Source organism: Paenalcaligenes hominis (genome assembly GCF_041359055.1).
GTDB classification, from domain to species: domain Bacteria; phylum Pseudomonadota; class Gammaproteobacteria; order Burkholderiales; family Burkholderiaceae_B; genus Paenalcaligenes; species Paenalcaligenes hominis_A.
Map to the genome: position 1 here is coordinate 145,892 of NZ_JBGJKZ010000006.1, position 24,836 is coordinate 170,727.

Annotated in this window: 23 protein-coding genes; 11 read left to right on the top strand and 12 right to left on the bottom strand. The window is 48.1% G+C overall.

Annotation, left to right across the window (positions count from 1 at the left end; translation table 11 throughout):
* Positions 1-2: 2 nt before the first annotated feature.
* Positions 3-797 (bottom strand): winged helix-turn-helix domain-containing protein, encoded by a 795-nt coding sequence (locus ACBP46_RS12915; protein ID WP_371017128.1) that lies wholly within the window; start codon positions 795-797, stop codon positions 3-5.
* Positions 798-920: 123 nt separating this feature from the next.
* Between ACBP46_RS12915 and ACBP46_RS12920 the strand changes: the two genes are divergently transcribed.
* Both ACBP46_RS12920 and thiC read left to right on the top strand, forming a co-directional pair.
* On the top strand, positions 921-1,283 hold the full coding sequence (locus ACBP46_RS12920; protein WP_371017129.1) for a helix-turn-helix domain-containing protein: 363 nt from the start codon (positions 921-923) through the stop codon (positions 1,281-1,283).
* A 245-nt stretch (positions 1,284-1,528) separates the two neighbouring features.
* Positions 1,529-3,442 (top strand): phosphomethylpyrimidine synthase ThiC, encoded by a 1,914-nt coding sequence (thiC, locus tag ACBP46_RS12925; protein ID WP_371017130.1) that lies wholly within the window; start codon positions 1,529-1,531, stop codon positions 3,440-3,442.
* A gap of 101 nt (positions 3,443-3,543) precedes the next feature.
* Here thiC and ACBP46_RS12930 read toward each other — a convergent pair whose 3' ends face one another.
* Positions 3,544-4,146 (bottom strand): OmpA family protein, encoded by a 603-nt coding sequence (locus ACBP46_RS12930; RefSeq protein WP_371017177.1) that lies wholly within the window; start codon positions 4,144-4,146, stop codon positions 3,544-3,546.
* Between the two features lie 304 nt (positions 4,147-4,450).
* Here ACBP46_RS12930 and ACBP46_RS12935 point away from each other — a divergent pair, with 304 nt between their 5' ends.
* From ACBP46_RS12935 to mutY, 3 genes are read left to right on the top strand one after another with little or no spacing between them, the layout of a single operon-like run.
* Positions 4,451-5,122, top strand: coding sequence for a cell division ATP-binding protein FtsE (locus tag ACBP46_RS12935; protein ID WP_371017131.1), 672 nt, complete (start codon positions 4,451-4,453; stop codon positions 5,120-5,122).
* Between the two features lie 24 nt (positions 5,123-5,146).
* Positions 5,147-6,055, top strand: coding sequence for a cell division protein FtsX (locus ACBP46_RS12940; protein WP_371017132.1), 909 nt, complete (start codon positions 5,147-5,149; stop codon positions 6,053-6,055).
* Complete coding sequence (gene mutY / locus ACBP46_RS12945; protein ID WP_371017133.1) at positions 6,055-7,110, top strand: A/G-specific adenine glycosylase; 1,056 nt, start codon at positions 6,055-6,057, stop codon at positions 7,108-7,110. Before ACBP46_RS12940 ends, mutY begins: the two co-directional genes overlap by 1 nt.
* Before the next feature lie 61 nt (positions 7,111-7,171).
* Here the strand turns inward: mutY and rodA are convergent, their stop codons facing one another.
* The 5 genes from rodA to ACBP46_RS12970 all read right to left on the bottom strand — a co-directional run bounded on the left by rodA (position 7,172) and on the right by ACBP46_RS12970 (position 12,752).
* On the bottom strand, positions 7,172-8,323 hold the full coding sequence (gene rodA / locus ACBP46_RS12950; RefSeq protein ID WP_371017134.1) for a rod shape-determining protein RodA: 1,152 nt from the start codon (positions 8,321-8,323) through the stop codon (positions 7,172-7,174).
* A complete protein-coding gene (gene mrdA / locus ACBP46_RS12955; RefSeq protein WP_371017135.1) occupies positions 8,320-10,182 on the bottom strand; it encodes a penicillin-binding protein 2 in 1,863 nt (620 codons plus the stop codon). Before mrdA ends, rodA begins: the two co-directional genes overlap by 4 nt.
* An 11-nt stretch (positions 10,183-10,193) precedes the next feature.
* Entirely contained in the window at positions 10,194-10,775 is a 582-nt protein-coding gene (gene mreD / locus ACBP46_RS12960; RefSeq protein ID WP_371017136.1) for a rod shape-determining protein MreD, read from the bottom strand.
* The gene (mreC, locus tag ACBP46_RS12965; protein ID WP_371017137.1) at positions 10,768-11,643 is read right to left on the bottom strand and encodes a rod shape-determining protein MreC; all 876 of its coding nucleotides are present in this window, start codon (positions 11,641-11,643) and stop codon (positions 10,768-10,770) included. The genes mreD and mreC overlap by 8 nt, the downstream gene beginning before the upstream one ends.
* Before the next feature lie 65 nt (positions 11,644-11,708).
* The gene (locus ACBP46_RS12970) at positions 11,709-12,752 is read right to left on the bottom strand and encodes a rod shape-determining protein (protein WP_167661585.1); all 1,044 of its coding nucleotides are present in this window, start codon (positions 12,750-12,752) and stop codon (positions 11,709-11,711) included.
* 268 nt (positions 12,753-13,020) lie between these two features.
* Between ACBP46_RS12970 and gatC the strand changes: the two genes are divergently transcribed.
* Genes gatC through gatB form a run of 3 tightly spaced genes read left to right on the top strand, consistent with a single transcriptional unit; the run spans position 13,021 to position 16,305 of the window.
* Positions 13,021-13,329, top strand: a complete 309-nt coding sequence (gene gatC / locus ACBP46_RS12975) for an Asp-tRNA(Asn)/Glu-tRNA(Gln) amidotransferase subunit GatC (protein WP_077733915.1) — start codon at positions 13,021-13,023, stop codon at positions 13,327-13,329.
* A 10-nt stretch (positions 13,330-13,339) separates the two neighbouring features.
* The gene (gene gatA / locus ACBP46_RS12980) at positions 13,340-14,851 is read left to right on the top strand and encodes an Asp-tRNA(Asn)/Glu-tRNA(Gln) amidotransferase subunit GatA (RefSeq protein ID WP_371017138.1); all 1,512 of its coding nucleotides are present in this window, start codon (positions 13,340-13,342) and stop codon (positions 14,849-14,851) included.
* Positions 14,851-16,305: an Asp-tRNA(Asn)/Glu-tRNA(Gln) amidotransferase subunit GatB gene (gene gatB, locus ACBP46_RS12985; protein WP_371017139.1), complete on the top strand. Its 1,455-nt coding sequence runs from the start codon at positions 14,851-14,853 to the stop codon at positions 16,303-16,305. The genes gatA and gatB overlap by 1 nt, the downstream gene beginning before the upstream one ends.
* A gap of 101 nt (positions 16,306-16,406) precedes the next feature.
* On the opposite strand, the gene ACBP46_RS12990 is transcribed toward gatB, so the two are convergent.
* The 4 genes from ACBP46_RS12990 to pyrE form a co-directional block, all read right to left on the bottom strand.
* Positions 16,407-16,883 (bottom strand): RidA family protein, encoded by a 477-nt coding sequence (locus tag ACBP46_RS12990; RefSeq protein ID WP_371017140.1) that lies wholly within the window; start codon positions 16,881-16,883, stop codon positions 16,407-16,409.
* Between the two features lie 10 nt (positions 16,884-16,893).
* Positions 16,894-17,322 (bottom strand): c-type cytochrome, encoded by a 429-nt coding sequence (locus tag ACBP46_RS12995; RefSeq protein ID WP_371017141.1) that lies wholly within the window; start codon positions 17,320-17,322, stop codon positions 16,894-16,896.
* Positions 17,323-17,333: 11 nt separating this feature from the next.
* Positions 17,334-18,932 (bottom strand): flavin monoamine oxidase family protein, encoded by a 1,599-nt coding sequence (locus tag ACBP46_RS13000; protein WP_371017142.1) that lies wholly within the window; start codon positions 18,930-18,932, stop codon positions 17,334-17,336.
* Between the two features lie 322 nt (positions 18,933-19,254).
* The gene (gene pyrE, locus ACBP46_RS13005; RefSeq protein WP_371017143.1) at positions 19,255-19,920 is read right to left on the bottom strand and encodes an orotate phosphoribosyltransferase; all 666 of its coding nucleotides are present in this window, start codon (positions 19,918-19,920) and stop codon (positions 19,255-19,257) included.
* A 108-nt stretch (positions 19,921-20,028) separates the two neighbouring features.
* Here pyrE and ACBP46_RS13010 point away from each other — a divergent pair, with 108 nt between their 5' ends.
* From ACBP46_RS13010 to ACBP46_RS13020, 3 genes are read left to right on the top strand one after another with little or no spacing between them, the layout of a single operon-like run.
* Positions 20,029-20,832 (top strand): DODA-type extradiol aromatic ring-opening family dioxygenase, encoded by an 804-nt coding sequence (locus ACBP46_RS13010; RefSeq protein WP_371017144.1) that lies wholly within the window; start codon positions 20,029-20,031, stop codon positions 20,830-20,832.
* Positions 20,833-20,877: 45 nt separating this feature from the next.
* On the top strand, positions 20,878-21,675 hold the full coding sequence (locus tag ACBP46_RS13015) for an exodeoxyribonuclease III (protein WP_371017145.1): 798 nt from the start codon (positions 20,878-20,880) through the stop codon (positions 21,673-21,675).
* A 30-nt stretch (positions 21,676-21,705) separates the two neighbouring features.
* Positions 21,706-23,100 (top strand): FAD-binding oxidoreductase, encoded by a 1,395-nt coding sequence (locus ACBP46_RS13020; RefSeq protein ID WP_371017146.1) that lies wholly within the window; start codon positions 21,706-21,708, stop codon positions 23,098-23,100.
* Here ACBP46_RS13020 and ACBP46_RS13025 read toward each other — a convergent pair.
* On the bottom strand, positions 23,072-24,685 hold the full coding sequence (locus tag ACBP46_RS13025) for a methyl-accepting chemotaxis protein (protein WP_371017147.1): 1,614 nt from the start codon (positions 24,683-24,685) through the stop codon (positions 23,072-23,074). The two genes, ACBP46_RS13020 and ACBP46_RS13025, sit on opposite strands and share 29 nt — an antisense overlap.
* Positions 24,686-24,836: the final 151 nt, after the last annotated feature.

The following is a 24,836-nucleotide window of genomic DNA, read 5'->3' on the forward strand; positions in this document are numbered from 1 at the left end:
TTTTACATTATCTGAATCGGAGCGCCAAACATATAGCCCCATTTGTAAATAGAACGAATAGGCAAGGTGAGGCCCTCCGATGCAGCTTTACGCTTTAACCGACTAATAACTACACCTAATCGGTTATGCCCAGAGATAGCTGCTGACTCTATCGAGTTCTTTTCGCTAATAGCTTGTAATAACTGTTCGTGGCTGGCACGGCGATCGGCTTGGCTACACAAGGTATGCAAAAACTGCCGTTCTGTAGTGGTGAGGGCCAATTTATGCGCCTCTGGGCTAACTAAAGTCCATCCATCGTCCTTGAGATGCCAGATTTCTGATTTCTTTTCCGGGATTGTAGGTACCGCAGGAGCCACAGGAGCCATAGTTAAAGGACGTTGATTGCTAGGTACCCGAACACGGCGTAATAAGCATTCTATTTTTGCCACCCAAAGTGCCGTGCTAGTCTCAAAAATGCAATAATCATCAGCCCCGCTATATAAGGCTTGCAAAGCAAGCTCTTCGCTAAAAGAGGATAACTCCACCATAATAGGTAAGTAACCACTATGCATGCGTAGACGTGAAATAGCCGCCAGACTTTCATTTTCTAGGCCAGAAATCATAAATAATATGGAACTAACTGTGCCAACGGAATGAAATGCTTTTGTGGCAGCGGGATAAAACGATCTGGGCTCGGTATAGACAACAACCTCGAAACCCGCAGCGCGTAAGTCATCTTGGCGGCTCTGGAGTGCAGCGCTACGTGCGGACTGGTGCGGCTGATACCAAATAATAGTAGGGGCGGATTGTGCAAGCATTTCCTATCCTTTTATTACGAAAAGAACGACGCTGTTACATCGATGATAAAGGCTTCATTCTAACATCACAAAAGTGATAGTGATTACCACCAACGCGTTTAAAATAGGTCGTTCAATATAGGAGTGAATACATTTGCTGAGCGTCTTCTTTATGCCCGTCGATTACGCGGCTATACCCAAAATCAACTAGCAACTTTGTGTGGCTTATCGCAGAGCACAATTGCTAGTTATGAGGCTGGCACGCGCCTGCACGCACGCAATTTATTGAGCCTTGCGAAAATACTAAAAGTCAGCCCCACCTGGCTAGAACAAGGTACTGGACCTATTTTCTCTACTTTACAAGAAACCACCCCTAATTACAGCCACAGCTGGCCCTTTACAGGGGTAAGTCCTGATGACCTATTGCAACTTAATGAGCAGCAACTCACCACAATAGAGAACGTGATAAAAGCCTTGCTACTTTCTTGGCCCCAAAAAAAGAAATAATCGCCGTCACCTAGCCTCTCAAAGGGTTATCCCTAGGTTATATAAAAGACCTCATTAAATCCTATATACTTGTTTGCACGCGGGGGTACTGCCTGCCTGAAGCTGTTTTATGTTCAGGCATGTGGTTGAGATAAACCCTTCGTACCAGTACGGATAATGCCGATGCTGGGAGCGTGTCACAGCCTAGTTCCTAGGCGACTTCACACCCCTCCCCTCGGCTCCATTAATTTATTTTGGAGCGAATCTTGACTAAAAATCCAGAGTTCTCAGCCCGCACCGCAACGGTCGATGCTGCAGCTATCAAACCTTTACCTAATTCACGCAAAGTTTACGAAGTGGGCTCTAGACCCGATATTCGTGTGCCATTTCGTGAAATTTCTCAAAGTGACACGGGTGGTATTTTTGGCGATGAAAAAAATCCACCCATTACGGTATACGATACTAGTGGCCCCTACACCGACCCCACGAGTCAAATCGACATTCGTAAAGGTCTACCCGCCCTGCGCGCTAAGTGGATTAGCGAACGTAATGATACCGAAATCCTAAGCGGCCTAAGCAGCGAATACGGTCGCGCCCGTCAAACCGACGAGGCCCTTAAATCCATGCGATTTGAACTAAGCCGCCAGCCGCGTCGTGCTAAAGCAGGTAAAAATGTTACGCAAATGCACTATGCACGCCAAGGCATTATTACCCCAGAAATGGAGTTCGTGGCTATTCGTGAAAACTTACGTCGTGAGCATTATATTGAGTCTTTGCGCAATAGCGGTCCCGAAGGCGAGCGTATGGCAGCACGCCTAACACGCTCTCATCCCGGCCAAGGCTTTGGTGCACACATACCAGACGTAATTACTCCCGAGTTTGTGCGCAAAGAAATCGCTGAAGGCCGCGCCATCTTACCAGCGAATATTAACCACCCTGAAATTGAGCCCATGATTATTGGACGCAACTTCTTGGTTAAAATTAACGCAAATATCGGTAACTCCGCCTTAGGCTCTACTATCTACGACGAAGTGGAGAAAATGACTTGGGCCACGCGTTGGGGTGGCGACACCATTATGGATTTATCCACGGGCAAAAACATTCATGAAACCCGTGAGTGGATTGTGCGCAACTCGCCCGTACCTGTTGGCACGGTGCCTATTTACCAAGCTCTTGAAAAAGTAAATGGCGTCGCCGAAGACCTTACATGGGAAATTTTCCGCGACACCCTAATCGAACAAGCCGAGCAAGGGGTGGACTACTTCACCATTCATGCAGGGGTACGTTTGGCGTATGTGCCCCTCACCGCCAACCGCATGACTGGCATTGTGTCGCGCGGCGGTTCCATTATGGCTAAATGGTGCTTAGCGCATCACAAGGAAAGTTTCCTCTACGAGCACTTTGAGGAAATCTGTGAAATCATGAAAGCCTATGACGTTAGCTTTTCTCTTGGTGATGGTTTACGCCCAGGTTCCGGTTACGATGCTAACGATGAAGCACAGTTTGCTGAGCTCAAAACCTTAGGTGAACTAACCCAAATCGCTTGGAAACACGACGTCCAAGTCATGATTGAAGGCCCCGGCCATGTTCCCATGCACCTCATCAAAGAGAACATGGACATGCAACTAAAGCATTGTCACGAGGCTCCGTTCTACACCTTAGGCCCACTGACCACAGATATTGCCCCAGGCTATGATCACATTACGTCAGGAATTGGCGCAGCGATGATTGGCTGGTATGGCACGGCTATGTTGTGCTATGTCACGCCCAAAGAGCACCTTGGGTTACCCAATAAAAAAGACGTCAAAGACGGCATTATTACGTATAAGATCGCGGCGCATGCTGCTGATCTAGCCAAAGGCCACCCGGCTGCTGCCATTCGTGACAATGCCTTATCTAAAGCCCGTTTTGAATTCCGTTGGGAAGACCAGTTCAATTTAGGCTTAGACCCCGATACCGCTCGTGCTTTTCATGATGAAACCTTGCCTAAAGACTCTATGAAAGTGGCCCATTTCTGCTCTATGTGTGGGCCTAAATTTTGTAGCATGAAAATCTCGCAAGACGTGCGTGATTACGCCAAAGAGCACGGCTTAGACGAAAGCTCTGCGCTACAAAAAGGCATGGAGGAAAAATCCATCGAGTTTCTGAAAACTGGCGCTAAACTTTATCACGAGGCCTAATTCCTACAGCTAAGCCAATCAGCTTGGTTGGTAGGGTATAAAAAAACTGAGCGCAGCATATGCGCTCAGTTTTTTGTTGTTGGGCTTAAAGTAGTTAAAAACTACTGCTGTACAGCGTATAAATACAGCTCGACACGACGGTTCATCGCACGGCCAGCTGGCGTGCTGTTATCAGCAATAGGTGCGTTCGGGCCACGGCCTTCGGCCATTAAGTGACTACCCTGAACACCACGCTGGGTTAGGTAATTGGTAACGGCATAAGCACGCTCGTTAGAAAGACGCTGGTTTAAATCGGCTCCGCCAGTGCTGTCAGTATGACCCACTGCTTTAGCACGTAACTCGGGGTGCTGAACCAATGCACGAGCTACACTATCTAAAACAGGTAATAGCTCTGGTTTTAATACGGCTTTGCTTGAATCGAAAGACACATTGCTTGGGATATTAACGCGCAAGCTACCGTCTGGCATTTCAGTAACATCCACACCTAGACTCGTTGCACCTGATTGTTGTACGTCTTCTTTGATGCCTTTCCAGTTATAGCCCACAATACCCCCAGCCACAGCACCAATACCAGCACCAATGGCAGCGGCTTTGCTGCTATCACCAATCAATACACCTAGACCTGCACCTAGTGCGGCACCTGCGCCTGTTCCCACAGCAGTTCGACCGCCCTGTGAATCAGTAGTGACACACCCTGCCAACATAGCGACTACACCTACACTCGCAGCCATTTTTGTTAGTTTCAGCATATTCATAATGCAACTCCTTGTAGTTTAGCGAACTACTAAAATGTAACCGATGTAGTAAGCCTCAGCGCCAAATTATTGTTACAGATTCTTTTGTTTACGGAGCTTTTCACAAAAATTAACAATATCTTGAGACTGAACCTGTATATATCATAGTCTGAGATACTGTTTTTTGCTTCTTTTACGCAGACGGAATGCTTTATCTAGACGCGTTGCGGCATAATAGTATTACTAACTCGCTCCTACTTTTCATGCAGATTCTATGATTGAATTCAAACACGTCTTTAAGTCATATGGTCGTGGGCCCAATATCTTGGCCGACATTAATTTCCATATCCAACCCGGTGAATTTGTGTTTGTGTCCGGTGCCTCGGGGGCAGGAAAGTCCACGTTGTTGCGCCTAATCGGAGCACTTGAGCACCCTACCCGGGGCGCTGTTCATGTGAAAGGCAATCGTATTGACCAGCTCCCAGCACGGGCTCACCCTTATATACGACGTGCTATTGGCTTGATTCTACAAGACGTACATTTATTACACGATCGCCGTGCTATTCATAATGTTATGCTGCCCCTAGAAGTCCTTGGTCTTGAACGCTCTATTGCTTTTCGTCGTGCTCGAGCCGCCATGGAAAAAGTCGGTTTAGCAGGCAAAGAAGACCAATTTCCTATTGAAATGTCGGGTGGGGAACAACAACGTTTAGCCATTGCACGCGCTATAGTTAACAAGCCTGCCATCGTGATTGCTGACGAACCCACTGCCAATCTAGATGCCGATAGCGCAAAACGCATTATGGATGTGTTTAAAGATTTTAATCGCGTAGGCGTAACCACATTAATTGCCTCTCACGATAGGCAACTGATGTCGCACTATGCCCAGCGCACGCTTTTGCTCGAGTCTGGACGCTTTAGCGATTTAGCAGGCACCCCACTCTAACCTTTCTACGATAACAATTTCTTTATGAAAAGCTGGCTTAGACAACATCAATACGCTTTTAGAGTGGCTTTGCTACGTCTTTTGACCCAACCCTTCTCCTCATTAAGCAACATCACGGTAGTGGCGTTAGCGCTTTGTTTGCCACTGATTAGTTGGGCTATTTTAATTTCAGCGCAACCGGTGGTGGCTTCTATTCCTCTAGCCACTGAAATGACGTTGTATCTAAAGCCCGAGCTCAACGACACCCAAGTGCAACAGTTACGCGCCACCATCGAAAAAAATCACAGCACACAAATTGAACAATTACAATTTATCACCAAAGACCAAGCAGCCAGTCGTTTAAAAAAAGACCCTGCTTGGGCTGATGCTTTATCTGCGTTGCCACATAACCCATTGCCAGATAGCTTCGTCCTCCGTCTCCCCGCCAGCGCCGAGCAAACAGCTATTGCCACACAATTGGCTAGTGAACTGAAAGAGTTAGACGGGGTGGATCAGGTGCAGTTAGATACCGATTGGCTTAATCGACTCGAAGCCTTACTTAACTTTGGGCGCTTGGCATTGCTAGTGTTAAGTCTAAGCGTGGGTATTATTGTAGTCGCTACCGTATTCAATACCATTCGCTTACAGGCATTAAACCAACGACAAGAAATTGCTGTTGCACGGCTAGTAGGAGCCACAGAAAGCTTTGTGCGCCGCCCGTTTCTGTATGTAGGCGCTATCAGTGGTGGTCTTTCTTGTCTGTTAGCCATTGCTCTTGCTCGTATTGCAATTAGCCCGCTAGCAGAGGCGCTGAATCGCTTGGCGCTTAGCTACAATACCCAGGTTCACTTGGTACTGCCCGAGCTTGCCGACTTGTTTTTAGTCAGTCTACTCATTATGGTGATTACCGCCACCGCAGCACGTTGGTCCGTAACCCGTCACTCTACTTTTTAATGTCTGATTTACTTTCTACTTTTGCCCAACGCGTGGTCGATTGGCAGTTATCCCATGGTCGTCAACACTTACCTTGGCAACACACCACAGACCCTTATCGTATCTGGCTGTCAGAGATCATGCTTCAGCAAACTCAAGTCAGTACGGTTTTGGGGTATTACGAGCGTTTTTTAGCACGCTTTCCTACAGTACACGCTTTAGCCGCTGCTCACCAAGACGAGGTGATGCCGTATTGGGCTGGGCTAGGTTATTATGCCCGAGCACGCAATCTACATCGCTGTGCTCAAACAGTACAGGAGCAGTATCAGGGACAATTCCCTACGGATAGCCGTGTGTTGGCAAGCCTACCTGGCATTGGTCCCTCTACAGCAGCTGCTATTGCTGCTTTTTCCGTAGGTGAACGCGCACCCATTATGGATGGAAATGTAAAACGTGTTTTTTGTCGCTACTTTGGAGTGTATGGGCCAACACACTTACGTGCGACAGAAAAACAGCTTTGGCAGCTAGCGCACCAAGCTCTAGAGCAAGCGCCTGCAGACCTAAACATGAGCGCTTATACCCAAGGCCAAATGGATTTAGGTGCTCAGGTTTGTAGTCGAGGCCAGCCGGCCTGTAGCCTTTGCCCCTTACAAGAGGGGTGTTATGCCTTGGCTCATCAGGTGCAGACCGAGTTACCCACGCCCAAACCACGCACCCAACAAGCCGAGCGCTCGTGTCATATGCTTATTTGGCAACAAGGTGAACAAGTGCTGCTGGAACAACGTCCTAACCAAGGCATTTGGGGCGGCATGTTAAGCTTGCCTCAGTTTGAGATAGAGGCCGATTTAGCACAGTTTCTGATCAACCACGGCACCCAGCTTCATCAAGCACAAAAAATGGCTGAGTTTACGCATGTATTTAGCCATTTTAAATTGCATATTACGCCTTGGTGGCTGAAAAACCCGACGGTTTTATACGAGCCTAAACCAGATGAACGTTGGCTAAAAAGTGAAGAATTAGCGGTAGCAGCTTTGCCAGCACCAGTAAGTAAACTGCTCTCGGCTTTTCCTTTTTAATCTAACGCCCATCTGCCTACTGCTACATATCGATCAAGACCCGCAGACTCGTGTTCTAGTGTTAAGCGTGAGCGCTTTTCTGTGGGGGGCGGTAGCGGCTAATCCCCATCAACATACCGCAGGCCACGCCTAGGGTCAGCAAAGCCGTGCCGCCATAGCTCATAAAAGGTAACGGCACACCTACCACTGGCAACACCCCTGTTACCATGCCCACATTGACAAATACATACGTAAATAACATAAGTGATAACGAGCCTGCTACCAAGCGGCTGTATTGGCTTTGTGCATGCATAGCAATGGCTAGGCCCCGTAATATAATCAAAGCATACAGCACCAAAAGCATAATACCGCCGTATAGACCGAATTCTTCGGCAAACACAGCAAACACAAAGTCAGTGGTACGCTCGGGGATGAAATCCAAACGCGACTGGGTACCTAACATATAGCCTTTGCCGTAAATCCCCCCAGAACCTACAGCAATCATGGATTGAATCGTATGAAAGCCTTTACCTAACGGGTCTAAGCCAGGGTTCAACAATGTACAAACCCGATGCTTTTGGTAGTCACGCAACACAACCCAGTCAAAATCAGGCGCGCATAAAGTATCTTCGTAATAAAGAATTAAGCCCAAGCCAATCAATAGCAACAAGGTGGCAGGCACGAGTAGCTTAAACGGCAGCCCTGCAAAATACATTACAAAAAAACCGGCAGCTAAGACCAATAATGCAGTACCAAGATCAGGCTGACGCACAATCAGCATAAATGGTATAGCCAACAACAACGCGGCAACAATAAAGTCTACAAAACCTAAATACGTATTTTGACGCCTATGAAAATACCAAGCTAAGGTAATAGGGACCGTAATCTTCAGCATTTCTGATGGCTGAATGCGTGTAAAGCCTAAATTAAGCCACCGTGTTGCCCCTTTGCTGGTTTCCCCGAAGAACTCCACCCCCAATAACAACATAAGCGCCAACACATATACATAGGGGGCTAATCGCATAATCCACGGCGGCGGAATGCAAGCCACTACCCACATAATCACAAACGCCACCAAAAAATGCTTGGATTGCTCGGCAAAGCGCCAGTCCGTACTGCCCACCGCCGAGTGCATGACGGTTAAACCTAAAACCGCCATTAAGCTTAAAAGAATCAATAATGGCCAGTCTAACGAGTTAAATGCTTTTAGAATGCCCTGCCAAACTAATTTCATGGGTACATATGCCCTCTGTCGACGAGCCAATAATCAAAAACAGACCGAGCCACTGGTGCTGCAATGCTTGCTCCCCAGCCCGCATTTTCTACAATCAGACCAATCGCAATTTGAGGATCATCCGCTGGGGCATAGGCCATAAACAAAGCATGGTCACGCAGTCGCTCATCAATTGCGCTCGCATTGTATTTAGCGCCACGTAAACTAAATACCTGTGCTGTTCCCGTTTTACCTGCAGCCTGATACGCGGCATCACTAAATGCACGACGCGCCGTACCAGTGCGTGTTACATCTATCAGTGCTTTTTTAATTACATCAATATTGGCTTGCTGTAGTGGAATCACATGAGAAGGGGTAGTCACTGTAGGCGTTTTGGTGTCCGAGGCAGAATTAATAATTTGACTGACTAGATGCGGTTTCATATATACGCCATCGTTTGCCAATACAGAGGTGGCTTGGGCCAACTGCAAAAGCGTAAACGAGTTGTAGCCTTGACCTACTGCGACTGATACGGTTTCGCCGGCATACCACCGTTGCTGAGAAGGATTTTTATACGCTTTACGTTTCCATTCACGCGAAGGCAAAATGCCGCGTCGCTCTCCTTCGAGGTCAATACCTGTTATTTGTCCAAAACCAAACTGTTTACTGAAGTCATGCAGGGCGTCCACACCAATTTCCGGCCCAAGCGAGTAAAAATAGGTATCTGAAGACACCGCCAAAGCGCGGTGCATGTCAGTCCAACCGTAAGCAGCCCCACCCGCATTACGAAAACGCTGCCCACCAAACTCAAAATAACCCGGGTCTGGAAGTTTTTCTGTGGCCGTGCGTTTACCCATTTCTAGTGCAGCCAAAGCAACAAATGGCTTGTAAGTCGAACCAATAGGATAGGTGCCAAACAATGGGCGATTAATTAGCGGGTGATCTGGCGACTCGTTGAGTTTGCGCCAATTTTCCACATCAATCCCATCCACAAACAAATTGGGGTCAAACGATGGAGCTGACACAAAGGCTAAGACCTCGCCCGTTTTGGGCTCAATTGCCACCAAGGCACCGCGTCTATTTTCAAATTGCGCCTCGGCGACCTTTTGTAATCCAATATCAATTGATAGCTGCAAATCCGCCCCGGGGATTGGGTCAATACGGCGGAGTACTCGCACCGGGCGTCCCGAAGCCGTAACCTCGACCTCTTCCATCCCCGTTTGCCCATGTAATACGTCTTCCCACGTTTTTTCTATACCTTTTTTACCTATGATAGATGTACCGCGGTAGTTGCCTAGCCGACCTTCCTCTTCGAGCTGTTGCTCATCGGCCTGTGAAATGCGACCCACATAACCAATCACATGAGCGGCCGACTCGCCTTGGGGGTATTCGCGTACCCAACGGGCTTGAAGCTTCACCCCTGGGAACTTAAACGAGTGCGCCGCAAACCAAGAGGCTTCAACTTCATTCAGACTATTACGTAATAGCGTTTGGGTGTAACGGCTGCTTTGACCAATGGTTTGTAAAAAGCGGCGGCGCTCACGAGGGGAAATATAAACTAAGGTGGAAAGCTCATCGAGCAGATCCTCGATAGGACCTTCTACTTGGGCGGGGGTGACCATTAAGGTGTAATCGCGGTAATTACGTGCCAACACCACCCCATTACGATCAGAGACCTCGCCACGCCGTGGTGGAATGGGCACGACAGCAATCCGGTTTTGATCGGCACGAGCGGCGAGGCCCTCGTAGCGCACCACCTGCAAATACCACAAACGCCCCATCAATACGCTTAAGAGTAAAATGACAACCACACCTGCTACTGCCGAGCGCACAAAGGTACGACGACGCAGCAGTTGTGAGGTCTTTTTAAACTCAAACATACTAATACACGCTATGTGCTGCTTTCATCCGCATCATCTAAACGACGATGGGGCAATAACAAAAGAAAGTCCACAATGGGCCATAACGCAGCCATTAATACCGCTGACCATACCCATTCCCAACCTGCCCACTCACCAACAAACCACGCGTGCATAAAACGGGGAATAGCCAAAGCAATTAGCCAAATAGGAAATAAATGCACCAACTGCACTAAGGGGTTGAACATTAAAAGACGACGCTGCAATACCCCGCCCCCATACATGGCTAATACATAACTCAGTGCATGTTCACCTAAAAGCGCTCCACCATGTACGTCCAGCAATAAGCCTAATAAAAACCCAGTTAACATGGAGACACGGCGCGGCTCGTGCAGTGCCCAAAAGCACAATACCAACAACAACAAGTCGGGTGCCATAGGCCAGAGCCGCCACGGTAAAAGTGAGGCTAACCACAACAAAAAAATGGTGCCCCATACCATCCATAGGCTTGAAACTGGTTTAAACGGTGAGCTATCGATGGGCTGCAATGAGCTCAGAGAACGATTGCGCTCAAACGCTTGGGTAGCACGGGAGTAATACGGTTTATTATTCATGGGTTAAAGCGCTGTCTTGGAGCTGTAGACTGGGCTCTTCGACTAAAAGAACAAGAAAATGCTGATAGCGCTCGGGGTGGGATAAGGGCTGACCTACAGCCATCGCAAAACCAGTAGCGGGATCAAACTCTAGGCTTTCCACCTCTGCTACAGGTAGGCCTGCTGGAAACAAACCACCAATACCACTTGTAATTAAGACATCGCCTACTTGTAAATCGACCTCGTTGGTCAAATAGCGAGCTTCAATTTTTGAGGCAGCATGCCCACCAAATGCGACTAAACGCAAACCATTGCGTAGCACCTGTACTGGAATAGAGACCTTGTCATCGGTGATGAGGGCAGCCTCGGCCGTGTAGGGTGTAACTCGCACAACCTGCCCCACCACACCGCCTTCGTCAATAACAGGCATGCCTGCACGAATACCTTGGGCCGAGCCCTTGTTAAATACTAAACGACGGTTGAAGGCATTGGGAGGTTCGTAAAAAACCTCGACCGCTACCGCAGGCTGAGTCACAGTGTCTGCAACCTGCAACAAGCGACGCAACTGTTCATTTTCCGCAGCCAGCTGCGCGGCATGAGTGGATAACTGAGCCAGTTCAATACGCTGACGTTGTAAGGCTTCTTTTTCACTATGGACTAAGGCTGTGGCATTCATCCATGTGTCGACGTACTGCACCAAGTTAGCCGGTGCCATTACAGCACGCTGGAATGGGTAGATTGCTAACGACAAGGCTTGGCGCGCTGGCTCGAGTACCGTCCAACGGGCATCAGTAATCAATAAGACCACTGATAATAAGACAAAAAGGGCCAAACGAACCTCCGCAGCCGGACCTCGTTTAAATAGCCTTAGGGTACGTTGCTCTTGCATGAGTGGTCATAAGCAGCGCCAGCTTAAAGGACCAAAGCTGGCACTAGTTAAGCTGGAAGCAAGGATTAATCGTGAATAAAAACTGCGCCTAATTTCTCTAGATGTTCAAGAGCCTCGCCACAACCACGCACCACACATGTTAGTGGGTCGTCAGCCACCACCACAGGTAGACCCGTTTCCTCTTGGAGCAGACGATCTAAATCGTGTACTAACGCCCCACCACCGGTAAGCGCAATCCCTTTTTCGGTGATATCAGCGCCTAGCTCTGGCGGCGTTTGCTCTAGGCCGGTTTTAACGGCAGAAACAATTTGATTAAGTGGATCGGTAAGAGACTCGAGGATTTCATTGGAGGAAACCGTAAAGCTGCGAGGCACCCCTTCGGATAAGTTGCGACCCTTGACTTCGATTTCACGAATTTCTGTACCAGGGAAAGCAGAACCAATTTCCTTTTTAATGCGCTCGGCAGTAGGCTCACCGATAAGCATACCGTAATTACGACGGATATAGTTGATAATTGCCTCATCAAATTTATCGCCGCCCACACGCACAGAGCCTTTGTAAACCATTCCACCTAGGGAAATAACAGCGACTTCTGTTGTACCGCCACCAATGTCTACCACCATAGATCCGCTTGCATCGGACACAGCCAAGCCCGCGCCAATGGCCGCCGCCATGGGTTCCTCGATGAGGTACACCTGGCTTGCCCCTGCACCCAGCGCAGACTCACGAATTGCGCGACGCTCTACCTGCGTTGAGCCACATGGCACACACACAATAATACGAGGGCTAGGTGCAAACATACTACGCGGATGCACCATTCGTATAAATTGTTTAAGCATTTGTTCTGTTACAGTGAAGTCAGCAATTACCCCGTCTTTCATGGGGCGAATGGCTTCGATGTTGCCAGGAACACGGCCAAGCATTTGTTTGGCCTCATGACCAACCGCTTGGATAATTTTTTTACCATTTGATCCGCCATCGTGGCGAATGGCTACAACAGATGGCTCGTCCAGTACAATGCCTTTGCCCCGCACATAAATCAGGGTGTTAGCTGTACCTAGATCAATAGCCATGTCGCTAGAGAAGTAACTGCGTAGGAATCCGAACATGGGTGCGCAATGTGTCTATGAAGAATTGGTATAAACAGGTGTCGGTTCGACGCCGCGTTTTGTAACCAGAAACCGGGCTAAAAACATCCCTGCTAGCGAACTCACAACAACCTAACAATGAAACAGTCAATGATAACTTATAATTTAAGTCTATTCAGACAGTTTTACAGCCTAAAACATCTGTTAGGCTATATTTTTAAATAAAATAGCCCCAAAATGGTGCTATCACACGATTTTTTTATATTGATACTGACACTGGGACCTTTTTATGGCAATCACACAGCAAGATGTCGCACATATTGCACAGCTCGCACATATTGCGCTAACACCAGAGCAAACTGCCCAAGCCGAACAAGACTTCACCCAAATCCTTGAGCTTATCCACGAGCTTCAAGACGTTGATACAGCGGGCATAGAGCCTTTGGTACAGCCTTTGGCCGTCATCCAAGACCTTCATTTGCGTTTACGCGCTGACGAGCCAGCTCCTACCAATACGACTGCAGAGCGGGACGCGCTCATGAGCAATGCCCCTGCCCTATCTGACGGGCTTTTCTTAGTTCCCACTGTTATCGAGTAAATACCCAATTATGTCTTTTTTTACCCAGTTCCCTGACATTGCCACCATGGGGGCAGCATTACGTGCAGGTAAAACCAGCGCACGCGAACTGACCCAAGACGCCCTCAGTGCTATTTCCCAAAACCAACTGAATGCGTTTATTCAGGTCGATGCCGAGCTTAGCCTGGCTCAAGCTGATCAGGCTGACGCCTTATTGCAATCCGGCAAAGCCACCCCTCTTACCGGCATCCCTATCGCACATAAAGATGTAATTGTGACGCAACACTGGCGCACCACAGCAGCCAGTAAAATGCTGGCTAACTACGTCAGCCCCTTTGATGCAACTCTAGTTACACAGTTGCAGCAAGCGGGTGCCGTTTCACTAGGCAAGCTCAACTGCGACGAGTTTGCCATGGGTTCGGACAGCACCAGTTCGTATTTTGGCTCCACCAAAAACCCATGGGATCTAACACGCACGCCAGGCGGCTCATCAGGTGGTTCTGCGGCAGCGGTAGCAGCAGGCTTAATTATGGCGGCCACGGGCTCTGATACCGGTGGCTCAATTCGCCAGCCAGCAGCTCACTGCGGTATAACAGGTATCAAACCTACCTACGGTACCGTGTCACGCTATGGTGTGATTGCCTATGCGTCTAGCATGGATCAAGCTGGCCCCTTAGCGCGCAGTGCTAAAGACGCTCTGGCCTTGTTAGAAGTCATGTCGGGCTTTGATGCCAACGACCCCACTAGCCTAGAGCAGTGCGGTGATCAGAAAAACACCGGCGCTCGTGTGCGCGATCAATTCACAACTCATAGCAATCAGTTTAACGAACAAGGTGCCCAGCCCTTAAAAGGGCTGCGTATTGGTGTCCCCAAGGAATTCTTTTCCAGCCGTTTAGATGCCGAAAGCCACGCCGCCATCGAGGCGGCCTTAGCGCTTTATGAGTCACTTGGTGCAACACGAGTAGAGGTGTCGTTACCTCGTACTCAGCAAGCCATCCCCGCCTACTACGTCATCACCCCTGCCGAAGCCTCAAGCAACCTGTCACGTTTTGATGGCGTCCGTTTTGGTCATCGCTCAGACACCTATCACGATCTGCAAAGCATGATCAGTAATAGTCGTGCCGAGGCCTTTGGCCCCGAAGTAGTACGCCGCATTTTAACTGGTACCTATGTGCTTTGCGAAGGCTACTACGATGCGTACTACCTCCAAGCACAACGTGTGCGTCGCTTAATTGCTAATGACTTCCAATCTGTTTTTGAGCAATGTGATGTGATTATGGGCCCGGTCACCACCAAACCGGCTCAGTCTTTAGATCATCACGACGCTGATCCAACAGCGGACTGGCGTGAAGACGTCTTCACCTTATGCGCTAATTTAGCGGGGCTACCTGCTATGTCGCATCCCTGCGGCTTTAGTGCTCAGCACCTGCCTATCGGTTTACAACTCATCGGCAATTACTTCAACGAAGGCCAGCTTCTAGCCATAGCAGATCGCTTTCAACAACACAGCGATTGGCATCAACGCATTGCAGGAACAAAATAATGGAATGGGAAATTGTGATTGGGCTAGAGACTCACGCCCAACTATCAACAAAATCAAAAATCTTTTCAGCCAGTAGCACAGCTTTTGGCGCTGAAGCCAATACGCAAGCCTCTGCAATTGATATGGCGCTGCCAGGTACTCTGCCGGTATTTAATGGTGCTGCTGCCGATAAAGCCATTCGTTTTGCGCTGGCGGTAGACGCTACCATCACTCCTTATTCGGTGTTTGCACGCAAAAACTATTTTTATCCAGATCTACCTAAAAACTATCAAACAAGCCAGTTTGATTTACCTGTAGTTCAAGGCGGTAAAATCCACTTTTTTGTAGGCGAAACCGAGCACACTGTAAATCTCACCCGCGCCCACCTCGAGGAAGACGCGGGCAAGTCTTTACACGAAAACTTTACTGGCCCTCACGGTGAGTCCTCAACCGGCATTGACTTAAACCGCGCAGGCACGCCGTTGCTTGAGATTGTCTCTGAACCAGAAATGCGCTCAGCCGCCGAAGCCGTGGCGTATGCTCGTGCTCTGCATTCCTTAGTGGTGTGGCTAGGTATTTGTGACGGCAACATGCAAGAGGGCTCATTCCGTTGTGATGCGAACGTTTCTGTACGCCCTAAAGGCCAAGCGGAACTAGGCACTCGTTGCGAGCTTAAAAACATTAACTCTTTCCGTTTCCTTGAGCGCGCCATCAATTACGAAGCACGCCGTCAGATCGAGCTCATCGAAGACGGGGGTAAAGTCATTCAAGAAACGCGTTTATACGATGCGGATCTAGATGAAACACGCAGCATGCGTACCAAAGAAGACGCGAACGATTACCGCTATTTCTCTGATCCCGACCAAGCGCCTTTGTACATTGGTCCCGACTGGATAGCACGAGTCAAAGCAGATATGCCCGAACTACCAGCTCAAAAACGTGCGCGTTTTGAAAGCGAGCTAGGTCTAGGGGCTTATGATGCAAATCAACTAACCGTATCGCGTGAAATAGCTACGTTTTTTGAAAACACCGTGGCTGCGCTCAACAATCAGCATGCCAAACTAGCGGCAAACTGGATCATCACTGATCTGAATGCAGTGCTAAATCGTGAAGAGCTCGATATCACGCAGTCAAAAATTCAACCTCAGCAACTGGCCAAGCTAATTGCTCGTATTGCGGACAACACCATTTCTAACAAAATGGCACGCGAAGTGTTTGCTGCGATGTGGGATGGCGAGCAAAACGCCGACGCAGATCTAATCATTGAAAAACGTGGTTTAAAACAAATTAGCGACACAGGCGCTATCGAAGCAATGGTAGATGAGGTAATTGCGGCCAACCCAGCAATTGTTGAACAGTACCGTGCTGGTCGTGACAAAGCGTTTAACTCACTAGTAGGTCAAGTCATGAAAGCAGCTCGCGGCAAAGCCAACCCGCAACAAGTCACCGACATGCTAAAAGCTAAGCTCGACTAAGCCAACAGTTCGAGTCCACACAAAAACCCCCACTACCTATTACTAGGAGTGGGGGTTTTGTTTAGGGGGTAGCTAGGCTACCCCTGTGATGCAGTCGGGAATTACTTGGTAGTTGCTGCAACGACCTCGATTTCAACAAGCCATTCGGGGAAAACCAGACCTGCTACCTGCATCGCGGAACGTGTAGGTAGGTTAGGCTGTGCCTCGGTGCCAAAAAACTTGCCGTAACCTTTCATAAAGCCCTCAAAGTCCATTTTGTTGCCTTTGTTTGGATCAGCAACAAGAAAAACTTGCATCTTCACCACATCACCCATAGTTAAACCCATGGATTTTAAATTGGCTTCGATGCTTTTTAAGACGCTTTCGGTTTGAGCTTGGGTATCACCGTAGGTACCGTCCTCGCCTTTGCTAGGTACAGTCCCACTAAGGTAGTGAAGCGTGGTCTCTGCAGGCAATGAAACCGATGTCGCAATAGGGAAATCATTAGGCGCAGGCACGCGTTTGATTTCTTCGGCATTCACATTTAGGGCTAATAAAGCTCCCACGACTAAACCCGCTGTTTTCAACGCAAAGCGCATAAAAATCTCCTTAGAACAAATCACCGTAATCCGCTACGTCATCGCTACGTAGTTTCGCTACATCTTCAGGTTTCACATCAGCTTCAAATTGGTTGCCGAAATTGGTACGTAAGTAGTTTACAACCTCTGCGACTTGTTCGTCAGAGAAGTATTTACCAAAACCAGGCATCCCTTTTTGACCATAAAGCACAATGTGCATTGGGTATTGGGCTGCCATCAAACGCATATTGTTTTTAAAAGCAGGAAACTTACCTGCACCCTCGCCACCTGAACCGTCTGCCATATGACAGGCGGCACAAAGTTGAGTGTAGATTTCTTTACCTGTTTTCATTTGAGCGCCTTCGGTGACATCAGTCATCACGGCGCTATCAGCAAAGCTAACGGCAGACACCACTGACAAGGCCGCAGCTGCTGCTAAAGATACTAGTGTTTTTTTCATGGTGAGACTCCTTATTTCGCCATCGCTTTTTCATGGAGCTGCTCGATAGCAGCAATACCAGAAAGCACAGCACCTTCCTGCCATGCAGGAATATAAGAAGCGTGCTCACCAGCCAGTACGATACGACCATCCATACGGCATAGGTTGTCGTAATGCTCTTCGCGTTTTTTGTCGGTCCACACACCGAAGCAACCTAGAGTCCAAGGCACACGGCTCCAGGACATCACCATACTGGTTTCGGCTTCTTCTTTAATTTGGGGGTGGATCTGTGCGCTGTACTCAAGCGCTTTAGCAATACGCTCTTTGACTGGCAGAGAGCCGAACTTTAACGCATCTAAGCCAAACATATAACCATTCAACAAGACCCCTTTGCCATCGCTGAAGAGATCAGCACCAGCGCTTGGGTAAGAGATTTGAGTGATAGGTAAATCGGTGTAGCTAATACCACCGTAAATATGTTCGTCTTGTTCCCAGAAACGACGCTTGTACTGAGTCCCTACTTTGATGGAGGGGCCATAAGGTATAGCGTTGATCGCATCTTGCATTGGGCGACCCACGTTCATTGGGATTTGGCTGAGTACGGATAGAGGAATGGTGTTAACACAGAAATCAGCACGTTCTGTTTTTACATCACCGTTACCGTTAGTGTCGGTATAGTGAACAGTGACGCCAGTATCGTCTTGTTTGATTTCTACGACTTTGGCATTTAACTGAACAATGTCTTTTAGCTCACGGTAGAAAGCTTGACCGATTTGGTCCATACCACCTACTGGCTGGAACATTGTGCTTTGGAACTCCTCGAGGAAGTGAACTTCCATGTTGGCCCAAAGCTTGGAGTTAACCACATCACTGAATTTAATTGGCTCGGAGTACTCGGGACGGCCATCTAAACCGCCACCTGGAGCTTTTTTGTAATGGCGACGTAAGCTGCTATCTGGGCCTTTAACATAGCGGTACTCGCTATCTAAAGCACCATGGTTTTTCAAGGAAGCTAATAGAACCTCTTTGTCTTCAGTGGTGACTTCTTGGTCTAAGGCACCCGCGTTTACTGCTTTAGCCAGTAATTCAGTCACACCGCCGCGATAGTCGGACATAATATGTGAGTATTTTTGTGGCTTGCCATCAAATGCAGTGCTTGAGTGCAAAAGCGAGTTGAAGTTTAGCTCGAGGAAAGGCTCCATTTTCACGCCTAGACGTTTACAGTAGTCTAAAACGGCATGATGATGGAATGGGATACGCCATGGACCTGGGTTGAAGTATTGGCCTTCGTCAAACTCACAAACCTGTTTTTCACCGCCAAGCTCAACGTGTTCCACACCACGACGCCAAGAGATATTACGGCCACCAGCGCGATTTTGGTATTCCAAAACTTTCACGTTGTAGCCAGCATTGCGCAACTCGAGCGCTGCAACCATACCAGCCAAACCTGCACCAAGCACCACTACGGATGTGCCTTTTTTAGGCTTTCCTTTTAGCTGTACAGGGCCTGTATAAGAAGACTCTGCTGCATACCCTAAGCTAGTCATGGATTGGTACATAACGGAAGCACCCGCTGCGTAACCAATCATAGACAATAGCTGGCGTCGTGTCATAGGAAGACCTTTTGCCATATGATTCACCTTTATGTTCTGTATTTAGGTAATGGATTCAGCTACCTGTGAATAGCTGAAAATCTGTGTGTAGTCATAGCGGGTCTATTGACTTGGGCCTTGCACCTCTATGCACCCTAGAGCGGATGAAACTAATAAGTCAATAGACACTGCTACCCATATATTAGACCTAAACACACTTACACAGTAGGTTTTGTCACATACAGATACACGTTTCGGGGTGTAAAATACAGAAAGTTACCTAACTGTCATTGACATGAACAAAACTCACCTCATAAAGCATAAGCTAATAACGCAAAGGCATATACAGTTAGTTTTTAATCTAAATCCCGTACTGGCTTCGATACGCCGCTACAGATTGTTGATGAGCGGCTAATTCTGAATTGTCAGCTAGATAGGCCATAATATCGTTAAGCGATGCGATACTAATTACTGGCATGTTGTACGTGTTGCTGACCTCTTGAACCGCAGAAAGCGCTGAAAGCTGGTCATCAGCACCCGCCCGCTCCATGCGGTCCAGCGCAATCAATACACCCGCTGGCTCTGCGCCTGCGGCACGAATGATTTCTACTGACTCACGTACCGAGGTGCCTGCAGTGATTACGTCATCAATAATAATGACCTTGCCCTGCAACGGTGCACCCACCAAGGTACCACCCTCGCCATGGGCTTTGGCCTCTTTGCGGTTAAAAGCAAAGGGTACATCGTCTTTAGAGAGGCCTGGATGCTGTGCCAGTGCAATTGCCGTAGCCGTTGATAATGGAATGCCTTTGTAGGCCGGCCCAAACAACATATCGAACTCGACCCCCGAGTCAACCAATGCTTGAGCATAAAATTGGGCTAGCTTCCCAACGGAAGCACCACTATTAAATAAACCCGCATTAAAAAAATAGGGGCTAATGCGACCCGATTTCACTTTAAATTCACCAAAGCGCAAAACACCTTGTTCTAAAGCAAAGCGTACAAAATCATGACGTTGTGAAGACATACTGTAATTCCAATTTCTAGCCTAAATGAACTCGCCTATTATTTCATGAAAGCGAAGCGTTTGCGCTGTTAGTTGTACAACCTTTTACTCTATCTATAGGTTTTTATTATGAAAATGCCCGTTTTTTATCTTTCACATGGTGGTGGCCCATGGCCCTGGATGGAAGGTAGCTCGCGTTACGACACGGCGCTGTTACGCTGTTTGCAAGATCTACCACAACAACTGCCTACCCCACCTAAAGCCATTCTGATGGTATCTGCCCATTGGGAAAGCGAGAATGGAACATTTTTAGTACAAGCAAACCCAAAACCCAGCATGTACTACGACTACTACAACTTTCCTGAACACACCTATCAGGTGCGCTACCCAGCCTCTGGCGACCCTATATTAGCGCAGCAGGTACAAGCTCTGATCAACCAAGCCGGTGGTCAAGCGCATTTAGATACCGAACGGGGCTTTGACCACGGTGCATTTGTACCTGCGTATGTGATGTACCCAGAGGCAAATATTCCTATGATTCAGCTTTCTATTGATGCCAGTTACGATCCGGTATTGCACCTAGAGCTGGGACACGTATTACGCCCCCTTCGTGAACAAGGAGTGCTCATTTTAGGTAGCGGTGCTAGTTACCATAATTTACGCTTGATGGGGCCTGAAGGGGCTGAGCCCTCTGTGGCCTTTGATACTTGGTTAGAACAGGCTTTGACCCAAACATCGCACTATGCAGATCGTCTACAACACATAAAACAATGGGACTCAGCCCCCGCCGCTCGCATCGCCCATGCACGTGAAGACCATCTTGTGCCTTTATTTGTGGCGTTGGGTGCTAGTGACGAACAGGATGCTGTCACGCGTATTTTGTCTAGTCGCAGTCCTACAGGTATTATGAATGCCAGTTATCGCTTTGGCTAAATACCATTTAGCCATTTATTCATTATCTATAAAAGAGTTTGATCTGTGTTTCGTATTTGTAGCTTAAACATGAACGGAATCCGCGCCGCATACCGCAAGGGCTTTGCCGACTGGCTTGCAGCCCATCAGCCTGATCTGGTGTGCCTACAAGAGGTTCGCATTCAAGACAAAGACCTGAAAGACCCAATGCGTCACCCTGAAGGCTATACCGGCTATTTTAATCTTGCCCAAAAAGCGGGCTATAGTGGCGTAGGTTTATATGTAAAATCAGAACCACACACCGTACATTTGGGAATGGAGTGCGATGAGTTCGACCCCGAAGGTCGTATTATCCGAGCCGATTATGATCAGCTCACCGTTATTAGCGCTTATCTGCCTTCGGGTACCAGTGGCGACGAACGTCAAGAGGCCAAATATCGCTTTTTAGAGCGCTTCGAGCATTGGTTGCAGGTTTATATGGATGACCACCGTGCTACCGGTCGCGAGTATGTGATTTGTGGCGATTGGAATATTGCCCACCAGCAAATCGATTTAAAAAACTGGCGTGGCAATCAAAAAAACTCTGGTTTTCTTCCCCAAGAACGCGCCTGGATGACAAAAATTTTGGATGATATGGGCTGGGTGGACGTTTACCGCTCTCTTTATCCAGACCACACTCACGAATGCTATACCTGGTGGAGCAACCGCGGGCAAGCGTGGGCTAACAACACTGGTTGGCGTATTGATTATCAAATTGCTACCCCAGGCATTGCAGCCAAAGCCAAAGAGGCCTGGGTGTACAAAGAAGAACGCTATAGCGACCACGCCCCCTTAGTCGTGGATTACGATTTAACTCCTCGTTAACTACTTATACCTACAAGGCAATCTAGCATCATGGCAGAGACCACACTTCTACACGAACTCGCTACTTTTTTGGCACCCAATCAAATCATTACCGACCAAGATGTCTGTCAGACGTATGCCACTGATTGGAGCGGTGAGGCAGGCGACTTGCCTATAGCTGTATTACGTCCTAAAACCACCGAAGAGGTCAGCCAAATCCTCGCCCTTTGCAACCGCTTAGGCTGTGCCGTAGTACCTCAAGGGGGGATGACAGGTTTGGCAGGTGGGGCCACTATACGTGGTAGCGCAGTGGCCTTATCGCTGGACCATCTACACGGCGTCATTGAGCTAGACGCCGACTCGGCTACCCTTACCGCTTGGGCTGGTACTCCTTTAGAAGTTTTACAAAATGCAGCCGAAGAGGCTGGCTTTTTATTTGCCTTAGATCTAGGTGCCCGCGGCTCGTGTCAGATTGGGGGGAATGTTTCCACCAATGCAGGCGGCAACCGTGTTATTCGTTATGGCATGACCCGAGATTTAGTGCTGGGACTAGAGGTAGTACAAGCAGACGGCACCGTACTGTCTATGCTTAACAAAATGGCAAAAAACAATGCCGCCTTTGATCTTAAACACCTATTTATCGGTTCCGAAGGCACCTTGGGCATAATTACCAAGGTAGTCGTCAAACTCCACCCTAAAGTGAATGGAGCAAATACGGCTCTATTGGCCTTATCCGACTTTAACGCAGTCACTCAATTATTACGCTACAGCCAACAAGCCCTATCAGGTCTAGTCAGTGCGTTTGAGGTGATGTGGCAAGACTACTACGTAGCGGCTACCACCGTTGGCGGTAAGCGTGCGCCACTACCAGCTACCCACCCTATTTATGTATTAATGGATTTGCAATCGGCTAACCCCCACGCCACAGAGGCGCAGTTTGAGGCCGTCTTAGAGCATGCATTAACAGAGGGTTGGGTCTTGGATGCCGCTATTGCCCAATCCCAAAGCGATACCAACGATTTTTGGTCGCTACGGGATGCGGTATCAGAGCTTTTGCCACACTATGCTCCTATTATTAATTTTGATATTTCCTTTCCCATTTCTCGTATTGGGCAAGCCGTCGAGGAACTAAAGCAGGGATTAAGTGCGTCTTACCCTGACATAAATGCTCTGTTTTTTGGGCATGTTGGCGATGGCAATATTCACTTATCCGTCGGCCCTGTTCCAAACAATGACAAAAATATCGAGTACGCCATTGAAAAACAGTGCTATGAAATCGCTCAGCGTTATCAAGGCTCTGTATCGGCTGAGCACGGCATTGGCTTACATAAAAAGCCATGGTTGCACTACAGCCGTACAGAAAGCGAGCTAGCACTGATGCGCTCCTTAAAGCGCACTTTAGACCCGAACGGTATTCTTAACCCAGGGAAAGTATTCGATTTGTAGGCATCTTCTGCCCGTCCTCGAGCTTAAACGCAGCTACCCCTGCGGCTAGCTCATCGGCTTGAACCCGCAACACATGCGACGCGCTGGTGGTTTGCTCTACCAGCGTGACGTTTTGATGTGTGGCATCGTCCATTAAGTTAATTGCCTGATTAATCTGGTTTAACCCCACAGACTGCTCTTGGCTGGCGGCGGCAATCTCACGAATCAGCAAAATCATGCGCTCGTTGTTTGCTACTATTTCATCCATCGTAGCGCCTGCCTCTGAAACCTGCGCATTCCCACTATGCACGATTTGCACAGAGCTATCTATTAAGGTGCGTACTTCTTGGGCTGCGGAGGCTGAACGTTGTGCTAAAGCACGTACCTCTGAAGCCACCACAGCAAAGCCTCTGCCCTGCTCGCCGGCGCGTGCAGCTTCAACCGCTGCATTTAAAGCCAAAATATTCGTTTGAAACGCAATGCTATCAATAATGCCCACAATTTCTGCAATGCGTTGCGAAGAGTGATTAATTTCGTTCATGGTTTGCACCACATTACTTACGGCTTGGCCGCCACGGCGCGCCACCTGCTCGGCCTGATCTGCCATTATCTCTGCCTCGCGCGCATTGGCTGCATTTTGCTGAACCGTGCTGTTTAGCTCTTCTGTTGCTGCCGAGGTTTCTTCAAGGGATGCCGCTTGTTGATCTGTACGGGACGATAACTGTAACGAACCATCTGCCACTTGATTCGCCACATTTACAATCGTGCTTACACTGTAATTAATCCCAGAAAGTAGCTGCCGTAAATTACGCTGCATCTGCTCCATTTGGGTGAGTAGCTCTGTAATTTCATCTTGACCATCATCGGCACTAATAGACTGGGTAAGATTGCCCCCAGCAATGGCCTGGGCTGTTTGGTTAGCTAGGCTGAAACCACGCATCATGCGACGCAAGGTCAACACCATAAACCACGTGATGGGTAACACCCCTACCAAGACAATAGTGGCAAAGATTAACTTGGCATAAAAATAACGTTGGTCGGCTTGCTGTGCCTCTTGGCTAGCTTGTGCGGTTTGGTGCTCGATGGCCGCATTAATTTGACTGACCACCTCGGCACCCTGTGTACGACCTGCCACTAAAAACTCTTGCATTACCTGAGGGCTAAAATCGCCTTGCTCTACATGGTCAATGGTTTGTACAAGCTTGGCACGCCATGCTTCTTGTGCAGAAAAAATACGGTCTAAAACAGTCTGCTCTTCAGCCGATAAAGTACGACTATATAAATTTTCCCGACTTATTTTATTAGCTGCCATGTTTTTTCTAATGTCATCCAAGTGCAAGGTGACAGGGTGATCATGCAACTCATATAAGGCACTGTCTGGATCGTGCTGGAAACTTAATAAAATATTAAGGCGGGTTTGCAGCAGATTGTGCTTCATTGAGTTTAAGGTTTCGACTGCTGTCATACGCTCATCATGAATTAGATGGAGGCTATCACGCGCCTGCATAAGTCCCTTGCTAGCCACTACAATAGTGAGCACAAACACAATCCAATACACAAATGCAATTAACCAAAAGCGCCGCGTTAAACTAAACCGGTTAAACATAACCCCGCCCACCTTATACAAAATAAAACGATGACATAAAAACACTTACATTTTTGTTAAATAAAAATTACAAGTGGCACACTATGGGCTTATTTTATGCATCAAACTCTTTTGTATTCTTTGATATAAGTAAAGAAAACCCCAAAATAAC

Bases quoted from the DNA above. Each gene is read 5' to 3' on its own strand.
- mreD (WP_371017136.1), bottom strand. From the start codon at position 10,775: ATGAATAATAAACCGTATTACTCCCGTGCTACCCAAGCGTTTGAGCGC.
- ACBP46_RS12995 (WP_371017141.1), bottom strand. From the start codon at position 17,322: ATGAAAAAAACACTAGTATCTTTAGCAGCAGCTGCGGCCTTGTCAGTG.
- rodA (WP_371017134.1), bottom strand. From the start codon at position 8,323: ATGAAATTAGTTTGGCAGGGCATTCTAAAAGCATTTAACTCGTTAGAC.
- ACBP46_RS12930 (WP_371017177.1), bottom strand. From the start codon at position 4,146: ATGTTGGCAGGGTGTGTCACTACTGATTCACAGGGCGGTCGAACTGCT.
- mrdA (WP_371017135.1), bottom strand. From the start codon at position 10,182: ATGTTTGAGTTTAAAAAGACCTCACAACTGCTGCGTCGTCGTACCTTT.
- ACBP46_RS13020 (WP_371017146.1), top strand. From the start codon at position 21,706: ATGGCAGAGACCACACTTCTACACGAACTCGCTACTTTTTTGGCACCC.
- ACBP46_RS13025 (WP_371017147.1), bottom strand. From the start codon at position 24,685: ATGTTTAACCGGTTTAGTTTAACGCGGCGCTTTTGGTTAATTGCATTT.
- gatC (WP_077733915.1), top strand. From the start codon at position 13,021: ATGGCAATCACACAGCAAGATGTCGCACATATTGCACAGCTCGCACAT.
- gatA (WP_371017138.1), top strand. From the start codon at position 13,340: ATGTCTTTTTTTACCCAGTTCCCTGACATTGCCACCATGGGGGCAGCA.
- ACBP46_RS12940 (WP_371017132.1), top strand. From the start codon at position 5,147: ATGAAAAGCTGGCTTAGACAACATCAATACGCTTTTAGAGTGGCTTTG.
- ACBP46_RS12935 (WP_371017131.1), top strand. From the start codon at position 4,451: ATGATTGAATTCAAACACGTCTTTAAGTCATATGGTCGTGGGCCCAAT.
- ACBP46_RS12970 (WP_167661585.1), bottom strand. From the start codon at position 12,752: ATGTTCGGATTCCTACGCAGTTACTTCTCTAGCGACATGGCTATTGAT.
- mreC (WP_371017137.1), bottom strand. From the start codon at position 11,643: ATGCAAGAGCAACGTACCCTAAGGCTATTTAAACGAGGTCCGGCTGCG.
- gatB (WP_371017139.1), top strand. From the start codon at position 14,851: ATGGAATGGGAAATTGTGATTGGGCTAGAGACTCACGCCCAACTATCA.
- ACBP46_RS12915 (WP_371017128.1), bottom strand. From the start codon at position 797: ATGCTTGCACAATCCGCCCCTACTATTATTTGGTATCAGCCGCACCAG.
- ACBP46_RS12990 (WP_371017140.1), bottom strand. From the start codon at position 16,883: ATGCGCTTTGCGTTGAAAACAGCGGGTTTAGTCGTGGGAGCTTTATTA.
- ACBP46_RS13010 (WP_371017144.1), top strand. From the start codon at position 20,029: ATGAAAATGCCCGTTTTTTATCTTTCACATGGTGGTGGCCCATGGCCC.
- mutY (WP_371017133.1), top strand. From the start codon at position 6,055: ATGTCTGATTTACTTTCTACTTTTGCCCAACGCGTGGTCGATTGGCAG.
- ACBP46_RS13000 (WP_371017142.1), bottom strand. From the start codon at position 18,932: ATGGCAAAAGGTCTTCCTATGACACGACGCCAGCTATTGTCTATGATT.
- pyrE (WP_371017143.1), bottom strand. From the start codon at position 19,920: ATGTCTTCACAACGTCATGATTTTGTACGCTTTGCTTTAGAACAAGGT.